Raw genomic sequence first — 3,077 nt, forward strand, 5'->3', positions numbered from 1 at the left:
GGAGCGAATGACTCGCTCCGGGCCTTTCGTTCGCGGCTAGCGCGGGATGGGAATCGGGATCGGGATCGGCGGCAGCGCCGGGATCGTGATGCCCGGCAGCCCCGGCACCGACGGCGGTGCGTTCGGCGGCGACGTCACCGGCAGCTGACTGCCGTCGCTGACGTACATGGTGATCACCGAGCCGGGAATCGCCGAGCCATTGGGCGACACGTTCATGACCGTGCCCTTGCCCGCGCCCGGCTGGGTCACCACCGACACCTGGAAGCCCGCGCCGACCAGCGCCGCGTTGGCCTCGGCCTGCTGCATGCCGATCACGTCCGGGATCTGCGAGTTGTTCGATCCGCGCACGTACTTGTCGTCGACCGGCGGCAGCACGGCCGGCGGGAACCGGTCGAGCACGTTCTTCATCGCGCCCAGGTAGGTGCGGGCCGGCTCGTTACCGCCGTACAGGTTTCCGCTGCCGCAGCTGCGCAGCGGGAACGAGCAGATCTCACCGGGCGTCGGGCTGTCGCCGTAGACGTAGGAGGCGCCCGCGAAACCGTTGGTGAAGGCCAGGAAGGCCGAGGACCGGTGACTCTCGGTGGTGCCGGTCTTCGCCGAGGTCGGAATGTTCCAGCCGACGGAATGCGCGGAACCGGCACCGGTGCCGCTCACCACGTCCTGGCCCAGCGCCACCGCGAGGGTATTGGCCAGACCCGGGTCGACCACCTGCTCACACGCCTGCTGGGTCAGCGGCACCTGCTTGCCGCTGCGGTCGATCACCTCCCGGATCGGGGTGGGCGGGCACCACTTGCCGCCGGAGGCCAGGGTGGCGGCCACATTCGACAGCTCCACCGGGTTGATCGCGACCGGTCCCAGGGTGAACGAGCCCAGGTTCTGGTCCTTGATCATGTCCGCGAGGCTCTGGTTCCCGTGGCCGGAGGTGCCGGGCAGGGTGTACGAGCGCATGCCGAGCCGGATCGCCATGTCCACGGTCGGGGCCACGCCGACGGCCTGGATCAGCTTGACGAAGGCCGTGTTCGGCGAGGTGGCCAGCGCCTCGGTCACCGACATCGAACCCTTGTAGGCGCCCGCGTTCTTCACGCAGTACGTCTCGGGCGGACAGCCGGGCGTGCCGGAGTTACCCATGCCCTTGGCGGAGAAGAACGCCGGAACATCGAGGGTGGCGTTGATGCCCAGGCCCTTCTCCATGGCCGCGGCCGTGGTGAAGATCTTGAAGATCGAGCCCGCGCCGTCGCCGACCATCGAGTACGGCTGCGGCTGCACGGTCTGATGCGCGCCCGCGTCCAGGCCGTAGACGCGGCTCGAACCCATGGCCAGCAGCGGATGCGAATCCTGGCCGGGGGCGATGATGTTCATGACCTCGGCGATGTCGTCGAGGTTCGGGTTGGTGTTGGCGGCCAGCGAGTCCCGCACCTGGTCCTGCACGGCCGGGTCCAGGGTGGTCTTGATCAGGTAGCCACCCTTCTCCAGCTGATCGCGGCTGATGCCGGCGTTCGTCAGGTACTGCATCGCGTAATCGCAGAAGAAGCCGCGGTCGTTGGCCGCGATGCAGCCGCGCGAGAGGCTCTTGGGCTCGGGCAGCACGCCCAGCCCCGTGTCCTTGGCCTTACGGAACTCCTCCGCCCGGCTGGGCACGTTCTGGATCAAGGTGTCGAGCACGGTGTTCCGGCGCTCCAGCACGCCCGTGGGGTTGGTGTACGGGTTCAGCTTGGAGCTGGACTGCACCATGCCGGCCAGCATGGCCGACTGCGTCATGGTCAGGTCCTTGGCGTCCACGCCGAAGTACGTCTGCGCGGCGTCCTGGATGCCGTAGGAGCCGTTGCCGAAGGGCACCAGGTTGAGATACCGGGTGAGGATCTCGTCCTTGGTGAGCCGCTTGTCCAGCGTCAGCGCCATGCGGATCTCACGGATCTTGCGGGCCGGGGTGGTCTCGGTGGCGGCGCGGCGCTCGGCGTCGGTCTTGGCCACCACGAGCAGCAGGTAGTTCTTCACGTACTGCTGGTCGATGGTCGAGCCACCTTGGGAGACCTGGCCGCCGGAGGTGTTGGTCAGGAAGGCCCGGAAGGTGCCCTGCCAGTCCACACCGTGGTGGTCGGCGAAGCGCTTGTCCTCGACCGAGACCAGGGCCAGCTTCATGTTGTTGGAGATCTTGTCGCTGGGCACCTCGAAGCGGCGCTGCTCGTACAGCCAGGCGAAAGGCGTCCCATTGGTGTCCACCATGGTCGAGACGGCGGGCACGCTGCCCTCGACCAGTTCGGCGGAGACGTTGTCGACGGCGTCGGCGGCCCGGTTGGAGATGAACCCGAAGCCACCGGCCAACGGGAACAGCAATCCGGCCAGCAGCACGGCTGCCAAGACGCACGCGCCTGCCAGTCTCCAGAGCGTTCGTGTGATCGGCACGGGCCCTAGCCTAATTGGCCTTTCGGACGCTCGGTGTTCGCCCGTCATGGGTGTCCTTTCGTCCCTAAAGGTACGGACTGCCCGGTTCTTGGCAACGAATGCGTGGACGGACGTACCAGAAAATCTCGGGACGGTCTTGCGCAGGCCGCACACCTTTACCTAGATTGAGAACCCAGTGTGATAGAGCTAACACTCAAAGTGGAATGTGGTGCAGAACGCAGTGGGGTTGGGTAACTGCGCGCTGCACTCGCGATTCTGGAGCGCCGTGACCCGGTGTTCGGACTGCAAAGGGGCACACCAAATGCACATGACTACCCCGATCGCTCGATTGGACGTGGAGCAGGCCGAAGCGAGAATCGCCTGGGTTTCCCAGGCCCGATGCAAGGAAGTGGATCCCGACCAGCTGTTCGTGCGTGGCGCGGCACAGCGCAAGGCCGCAACCATCTGCCGGCACTGCCCGGTGCTGATGGAGTGCGGTGCTGACGCCCTCGACAACCGAGTCGAGTTCGGTGTGTGGGGCGGTATGACCGAGCGGCAGCGCCGTGCGCTGCTGAAGCAGCACCCGGAGGTGACGAGCTGGGCGGACTTCTTCCGCGTCCAGCGATCACAGAAGGTAGCGATGTAAGCGAGTATCCCTTACCTAGATCCCCCCTATAAGCAGAACGGATCGAGCC

Annotated in this window: 2 protein-coding genes; one reads left to right on the forward strand and one right to left on the reverse strand. The window is 66.4% G+C overall.

Going from position 1 to position 3,077, the window contains the following annotated elements:
• Positions 1 to 36: 36 nt before the first annotated feature.
• On the reverse strand, positions 37 to 2,403 hold the full coding sequence (locus ACFV4K_RS35260; RefSeq protein WP_379280633.1) for a penicillin-binding protein: 2,367 nt from the start codon (positions 2,401 to 2,403) through the stop codon (positions 37 to 39).
• 301 nt (positions 2,404 to 2,704) lie between these two features.
• Here ACFV4K_RS35260 and ACFV4K_RS35265 point away from each other — a divergent pair, with 301 nt between their 5' ends.
• Positions 2,705 to 3,028 (forward strand): WhiB family transcriptional regulator, encoded by a 324-nt coding sequence (locus ACFV4K_RS35265; RefSeq protein ID WP_033089817.1) that lies wholly within the window; start codon positions 2,705 to 2,707, stop codon positions 3,026 to 3,028.
• The last annotated feature ends 49 nt before the right edge of the window (positions 3,029 to 3,077 follow it).

Origin of the sequence: Nocardia sp. NPDC059764, assembly GCF_042732555.1 — a bacterium.
Lineage (GTDB): Bacteria > Actinomycetota > Actinomycetes > Mycobacteriales > Mycobacteriaceae > Nocardia.

Excerpts from the sequence above, each read along its gene's own strand:
- ACFV4K_RS35265 (WP_033089817.1), top strand. The coding sequence starts at position 2,705 with ATGCACATGACTACCCCGATCGCTCGATTGGACGTGGAGCAGGCCGAA.